The following is a 6408-nucleotide window of genomic DNA, read 5'->3' on the forward strand; positions in this document are numbered from 1 at the left end:
AAGAATTATGGGCTCTTTAAGAAATTAAGCTGATATTAAGAAAGAGTTAGGTATTTTTACTTAGCTTAGCTTTAGTATTTCTTTACTTTTTATGTAAGGCCGTTAATCTAGATGAAATCATACATTACTACGGCTTTGACTTCTTATGTCTCTCGATTCTCCACTTTCTTTACACGAAGAGCCACAGGCATTGCGATCTCGTGTTGCAGACCTCGAAAAAGAGCTCGACTTTATTAAACGTATGTATAGCGATGTAACACAAGCATTGCAGCCTCTCGCTAAAGGCGCTTCTCTTAGTGTTTTGATGAGTGACTTTAAAAACAAAGTACAATCACAGCTTAAACATACTTATTGTCTTTTTTTAATCTGTGATAAGGATTGTTTAGATTGGAGGTTACAAAGTACGGATTATATTAGCGAAAGTTTATTAGATAATAACCAACTATTAGCCGTTCCTCCGGCATTAGTGACTTTTGCCGCGAGCCCTTCCTGTCCTAAGCGTCATGATACCAATATTCAAGTTTCTAAAGATTGGGGTATATGGAAAACGTTTTTTGAAACGCATTCTTTTTCTGATGTCTCTATGGTGAGTGTCTCTGATGGCCAAGATGCTATCTATCTAATGCTGGCTCTTCAGCGCCAAGATACATTGTTGGGAGAGTCGCTTATGGATATGGGATTAGACAGTTATGCTAGTTTGATGAAGGCTGCATTCGAGCGTGAGAAAGCGGACTATATGCTGTTAGAAGATAGTCATAGAGACCCGCAAACTGGCTTGTTAAGACGTTATAGTTTTGAAAATAGTTTTGGCATGGTGCTGAAAGATTCACGTAGACACTTTCAGCGAGTGGCTTTGTTATCCCTTAAGTTACTATCATCCTCACCGAAAATAGATGTTTCTGAGTTGAAAGCATTAGCAGACATTATGCAAAGTACGGTTCGGGATAATGATTTGATTGCGCATTATGAAGAGCGTGAATTGGTGATGGGGATTCGCATTCAGAATTTAGAAGATGCGGAAGTGGTAGCAGATAAACTGCTTAAGTCACTGCAAAGTGCTAGCTTTGATAAAAACCGCTTGGTTCAATCAGGAATTGCGATTGGCGTGGCCTTTTATCCAGAGCATTCCACTTTAGGTGATCTTCATAAGGCGGCATTATCGGCTGCTGAGTCTTTACAAGGTATACAAGGCTATAGCTTAGAATTTCATGGTGGACTTTATGGGTCTAGTTCAGAGTTTTATTCCCTATAGGCTTTTTTTAGCCTCTCTAAATTAGTGCTATTATGCTCTTCATTATTTTTTCGCGCGTGAACTAGTCGGGCTTTTCGACGCCTTATTGTTCTGCGTAATAAGAGGAGTGGCATTTATCATGGCGTTAGAGGTTATTAGTGACGAGTCAGAGAGTATTAAATCCAGCCTTACACGAGTTATTCAACAAATAGATCAGCTAGAAAAGTCCTGTGAGCGCCCATCTGGCAGTGTACAACTTTTAGCTGTTAGTAAGACCAAACCTGTTACAGCCATTGAGGCTGCCTATCAAGCAGGGCAAAGGTTGTTTGGCGAAAATTACGTACAAGAAGCGGTAGAAAAGCGTCAAACGCTGTCTCATTTAACGGATGTCGAATGGCATTTCATTGGTCCTATTCAATCCAATAAGTCGCGTTTGATTGCTGAGAATATGGATTGGGTTCATACCATTGATCGTGAAAAAATCGCTCGTCGTCTTAGTGAGCAACGCCCCGTTACTTTTCCTCCTTTAAATGTCTGTATTCAACTCAATATCAGTGGTGAAGAAAGTAAAGCGGGTATCGAGCTGTCTCAATTAAATGCGCTTGTTGAATTGGTTCGGCAATTACCTAACTTATGTTTGAGAGGCTTGATGGCGATTCCTGCGCCACAACAGAGTGAAGCGCAACAATGTGCTATTTATGAACCTTTAGCGCACGCGTTCCTTGAATTATCCAAGACTGATAGCATGATAGATACCTTGTCTATAGGTATGTCTGGAGATATGCCCGCTGCCATTGCATCAGGCAGTACCATGGTGCGAGTGGGAACCGCGATTTTTGGTGCGCGAAATTATCTATGATAAAAACGTCCATGATAAAACGTCGATGATGGAACCGCCTATGGGGCGGGAAGAACGGATGAAATACATTAGATAGTGTGTAAACAATATTCGCATGGCGAAGTAGGATGGAAAATGACACCAAGTATCGCCTTTATTGGCGTGGGTAATATGGCAAGAGCCATTTTTAGTGGCATGCTTGCCAGCGGTTATCCAGCAGAAAAGATGATAGGAACATCACGAACACAGGAAAAACGTGATTATTACCATGCTCAATATGGTATTCAGATGTTGGCAGATAATAATCTTGCTGTGAGTCAAGCCGATGTGGTTGTGTTGTGTGTGAAGCCTGCTCAAATGCAAGCCGTGGTAGAGGGATTTTCTCAGCAGGTTCGTGATGATCAATTGTTTATTTCAGTTGCTGCTGGGGTAGAGTTAAGAGCTATCCAACAGTGGTTAGCTAAGGATGTGGCGATTGTTCGTAGTATGCCGAATACGCCGTCACAGCTTGGTGTTGGTATGGCAGGCTTGGTGGCTAATAATCAAACCAGCGCAGAGCAAAAGACTTGGGTGAGTAGTTTATTTGCCAGCATCGGGCAATCTGTTTGGGTTGAAGATGAAGCGCACATGCATACGGTAACCAGTTTATCAGGCAGTGCGCCTGCTTATTTTTTCCGTTTTCTTGAGGCTATGATTGAGAATGGTAAAGCGCAGGGATTAGACGAAGCTAGCTGTCGAAAACTGGCAAGCTATACTATGCTGGGCGCGGCCCGAATGGCCACGGAGCTGGAGGAGCCTATTGCTCAATTACGTAAAAATATCACTTCACCAAATGGCACGACAGAGCAAGCTTTATTGTCATTTGAAGCGTCTGATATAGATAAAATAGTGGCTGATGCCATGACTGCGTGTGCGGATCGATCAAAACAGATGGCACGTGATTTTTCAGCGAAGTAACCTTGATAAGGAAAACCTAAAATGAGTTCAGATCCATTTATTTTATTAGTTAAAACACTAGGTAATCTTTACCTGTTTATCGTTTTATTGCGCATGATTTTACAACTGACTCGAGCCGACTTTTATAATCCTGTTAGTCAGGCGATTGTTAGAGCAACGAGTCCTTTGGTGTTGCCATTGCGTAGAATAGTGCCTGCTATTGGGCGTTTGGATACGGCTTCTCTTGTGTTGGCTTTTATTGTCCAATTGATCGTCGTAGTGGCTGTGTTTTCTATGGTTGGCTTTAATGGCTCGCCATTGCATTATGCTATCTATACTATCGCCGGTACCCTGTATCATTTGTTGGATTTATATTTCTGGGCCATGTTGATTTCAGTCATTTTAAGCTGGGTGGCGCCGGGGGCTAACCACCCAGGTGCGATATTGGTTGGACAGATAACAGCGCCCTTGTATGGTCTTTGCCAGCGTGTTATTCCGCCTCTTGGTGGTTTGGATTTATCACCTATCTTCATTTTTTTAGGAATTTCTATACTGAAGCAATTTTTGTCTCCTTATGTCATTTAAGAACAAAAATTAACCATATATTTGTTTGAATGCACGTTCGTCATACGATAGGTGAATTGAGAACAGGGGCGTATTCCTATATGATTCGCCTCCTAAATAGGAATGTAGAGTGGGTAATACGTATCGATTAACCTTGCTCCTTTCCCCATAATAATTATTGGATGAAAGCCATGAGTACGATTGCGGTTTATCCGGGTACATTTGACCCTATTACCAACGGCCACACAGATTTGGTGGAACGTGCGTCAAAACTGTTTAAACAGGTTATCGTGGCGGTGGCGGCGAGTCCTAAAAAACGTCCTGCATTGTCCCATGAAATGCGTATTGAGCTGGCACAAAAAGTGTTGGGGCATTTGCCCAATGTTGAAATAGTTGGCTTTGATAACTTGCTTACTGAGTTCGCTCGTTCTGTTAATGGCAAGGTGGTCGTGCGTGGCCTACGTGCCGTATCGGATTTCGAATACGAATTTCAGTTGGCGAATATGAACCGTGCTATTGCGCCAGATGTGGAGAGTATTTTTCTTACGCCGTCTGAAAAACATTCTTATATATCATCGACCCTAGTTCGTGAAATAGCGTCATTGAATGGTGACTTTGGACAGTTTGTTAACCCTGAAGTTAAACGTGTTTTAGAAGAACATTACAACACGGTTTAATTGTTTTTTATCTGCTTTGTTTTGATCTCGCCATAAATACGGTGGCGGATTTTAGGAGAGAATAATGTCTCTGATCATTACTGATGAGTGTATTAACTGTGATGTCTGTGAACCTGAGTGTCCCAATGAGGCGATTTCTCAGGGCGATGAGATCTATGTGATTGAACCATCAAAATGTACAGAATGTGTCGGCCACTTTGATGAGCCTCAGTGTCAACAAGTATGTCCTGTGGATTGCATTCCACTTGACCCAAACCATAAAGAAAGTGAAGAACAGTTAATGGAAAAATATTTGGTTTTGACCGGCCAGCTTTAAATTCACTTTGTTTATAAAGGAACATAAAAAGCCAGACCTTGAGTCTGGTTTTTTTATGCTTAGCTTTTATTTAAACAAGGCCAAAACATCCATCGTGTTTGGTGTGCCTTGTTCATCTCCGACTAATACCATTAATGATTTTGTTGTAATTCGTTGTTTAGACGGTGGATGAGTAATGATATCGCCTTGTAAGGTTTCATAACCAAGGGCGGTACCTATATCGTTTTGTATTAACGTTGTGACCACATTGGCCCAAGGAATATCTTTAAGCTGAATATCTAAGCGAATAGTGCGATCCCCCTGATGCCGAAATAAGTCTTCTAAGACTTGCTCTGTGCCGGGGGCAATGAGAGAGCGTACAAGCATCTCAGGGTAAGCTCTAATAGGTCGAATAACGGCTTTAGCGCCCAAGGTCTTAAAGCGAGCACGATTCAAGTCGTTAATGGCTTCTGCCATCACAAAGGCTGAAGAGTTAACCGCTTGGATGCGATGCAGGATATCAAAAATTAAGCTATCACAATGACTGTCTTGGGTATCTGGACATAAGACAACAATGTATTTGGCCGTGTCTACACCAGCAGAAAGTAGCTTACCTTCTTCCGTCGCATCACCTGTGTGATGGACGACTCCTCGGGTACGTAGTTTTAGGGGTAAGCCTTCTGGGAAATCAGGCGTTAGTATTTGGATGGGAATATCGGCCAATTCTGGTGTGTGGCATACTTGCGTGATCAATAGGTCTAAATAACGTTCTGCATCTTGTTTAGGGGTATTGATGATCAGTAGATGGTCTTGCATGTTCTTCCACTCCATATGACCGTTAATGCGCATTGTTTTGCGGGTCAGTCTTAATTCAACATAATCACTGGCAATTTGTGCCAGTAAAGTAATACCCATTCCATAAATGAGCACTATAGTAGAGAGCTGTCCCCAAAAGGTGATGGCCGAAATATCGCCGTATCCTGTGGTGCTGGCAGATGTCATGGTTAACCAAAAGGCTTGCCACCAGTTGAGGTCTTCAAAAAACACCATGGCTAGGCTATGTAAAGCGATGACTCCGGCAAATAGAATAAAGCGCAGTTTTAAGTCATTGATATCGTGGAAGTGCACTTTTTTTAAAAACTGCCGCCGATTAGTTTTTCGTCTTAACAGTAATCCTAGCGAGTTCATATTTGTCCTGCTTGCTTATTCATTAGTGACTGGCATGGCGTAGCCTAATTGACGCCAAGATTCATAAACCATGACTGCAACGGTATTAGATAAGTTCAAACTACGGGAGCTAGCTTGCATTGGTAAGCGAAGTCTTTGGGGTAAGGGTAAGGCTTCTATAAAGTCTGCCGGTAGTCCACGGGTCTCTGGGCCAAAGACCAGTACATCATTCGCTGCAAACTCAGCCTCACTATGGGTTCGGCTGCCTTTTGTGGTGAGCGCATAAATTGTACCTATGTCATTTTGATCAACAAAGGCTTCAAAGTTAGGGTAGCGTTTGACGCGGGTAAACTCGTGATAGTCGAGCCCTGCTCGACGCAGTTTTTTGTCTTCCAGTTCAAATCCAAATGGCTCGATAAGATGCAAATGGTAACCTGTGTTGGCGCATAGTCGAATCACATTGCCTGTGTTCGGTGGAATTTCAGGTTGATATAAAACAATGTGTAACATCTTGGTTCTCCTCAATATCTGGAGATAATAACAGACCGCGTGATGAACTAAGTTATTGTTTAAAAAAAATTAAAAAAGGGTTGACGGTTATAAAGGCTCGTATATAATACGCCGCACTTGCCCAGATAGCTCAGTCGGTAGAGCAGAGGATTGAAAATCCTCGTGTCGGCGGTTCGATTCCGTCTCTGGG

The 6408-nt window shown here is 42.3% G+C and carries 8 protein-coding genes; 6 read left to right on the top strand and 2 right to left on the bottom strand.

The annotated features are described in order from the left end of the window. Positions 1-145 precede the first annotated feature (145 nt). The 6 genes from I8J31_RS17265 (at position 146) to I8J31_RS17290 (ending at position 4562) form a co-directional block, all read left to right on the top strand. Entirely contained in the window at positions 146-1252 is a 1107-nt protein-coding gene (locus I8J31_RS17265) for a diguanylate cyclase domain-containing protein (RefSeq protein ID WP_199469834.1), read from the top strand. A 118-nt stretch (positions 1253-1370) separates the two neighbouring features. Next, positions 1371-2090, top strand: coding sequence for a YggS family pyridoxal phosphate-dependent enzyme (locus I8J31_RS17270; protein ID WP_199469835.1), 720 nt, complete (start codon positions 1371-1373; stop codon positions 2088-2090). A gap of 114 nt (positions 2091-2204) precedes the next feature. Continuing rightward, positions 2205-3026 carry a pyrroline-5-carboxylate reductase gene (proC, locus tag I8J31_RS17275; protein WP_199469836.1) on the top strand — a complete coding sequence of 274 codons (822 nt, stop codon included), beginning with the start codon at positions 2205-2207 and terminating at the stop codon, positions 3024-3026. 21 nt (positions 3027-3047) lie between these two features. Then, complete coding sequence (locus I8J31_RS17280; RefSeq protein WP_199469837.1) at positions 3048-3590, top strand: YggT family protein; 543 nt, start codon at positions 3048-3050, stop codon at positions 3588-3590. A gap of 170 nt (positions 3591-3760) precedes the next feature. After that, on the top strand, positions 3761-4246 hold the full coding sequence (coaD, locus tag I8J31_RS17285; RefSeq protein ID WP_199469838.1) for a pantetheine-phosphate adenylyltransferase: 486 nt from the start codon (positions 3761-3763) through the stop codon (positions 4244-4246). A 64-nt stretch (positions 4247-4310) separates the two neighbouring features. Continuing rightward, complete coding sequence (locus tag I8J31_RS17290) at positions 4311-4562, top strand: YfhL family 4Fe-4S dicluster ferredoxin (protein ID WP_199469839.1); 252 nt, start codon at positions 4311-4313, stop codon at positions 4560-4562. Positions 4563-4628: 66 nt separating this feature from the next. Here the strand turns inward: I8J31_RS17290 and I8J31_RS17295 are convergent, their stop codons facing one another. Next, positions 4629-5729, bottom strand: coding sequence for a potassium channel family protein (locus I8J31_RS17295; protein ID WP_199469840.1), 1101 nt, complete (start codon positions 5727-5729; stop codon positions 4629-4631). A 15-nt stretch (positions 5730-5744) separates the two neighbouring features. Next, positions 5745-6218: a tRNA (uridine(34)/cytosine(34)/5-carboxymethylaminomethyluridine(34)-2'-O)-methyltransferase TrmL gene (gene trmL / locus I8J31_RS17300; RefSeq protein ID WP_199469841.1), complete on the bottom strand. Its 474-nt coding sequence runs from the start codon at positions 6216-6218 to the stop codon at positions 5745-5747. Positions 6219-6408 lie beyond the last annotated feature (190 nt).

Source organism: Marinomonas transparens (assembly GCF_016463975.1).
Taxonomy (GTDB): Bacteria; Pseudomonadota; Gammaproteobacteria; order Pseudomonadales; family Marinomonadaceae; genus Marinomonas; species Marinomonas transparens.

Excerpts from the sequence above, each read along its gene's own strand:
- I8J31_RS17265 (WP_199469834.1), top strand. The coding sequence starts at position 146 with ATGTCTCTCGATTCTCCACTTTCTTTACACGAAGAGCCACAGGCATTG.
- I8J31_RS17270 (WP_199469835.1), top strand. The coding sequence starts at position 1,371 with ATGGCGTTAGAGGTTATTAGTGACGAGTCAGAGAGTATTAAATCCAGC.
- proC (WP_199469836.1), top strand. The coding sequence starts at position 2,205 with ATGACACCAAGTATCGCCTTTATTGGCGTGGGTAATATGGCAAGAGCC.
- I8J31_RS17280 (WP_199469837.1), top strand. The coding sequence starts at position 3,048 with ATGAGTTCAGATCCATTTATTTTATTAGTTAAAACACTAGGTAATCTT.
- coaD (WP_199469838.1), top strand. The coding sequence starts at position 3,761 with ATGAGTACGATTGCGGTTTATCCGGGTACATTTGACCCTATTACCAAC.
- I8J31_RS17290 (WP_199469839.1), top strand. The coding sequence starts at position 4,311 with ATGTCTCTGATCATTACTGATGAGTGTATTAACTGTGATGTCTGTGAA.
- I8J31_RS17295 (WP_199469840.1), bottom strand. The coding sequence starts at position 5,729 with ATGAACTCGCTAGGATTACTGTTAAGACGAAAAACTAATCGGCGGCAG.
- trmL (WP_199469841.1), bottom strand. The coding sequence starts at position 6,218 with ATGTTACACATTGTTTTATATCAACCTGAAATTCCACCGAACACAGGC.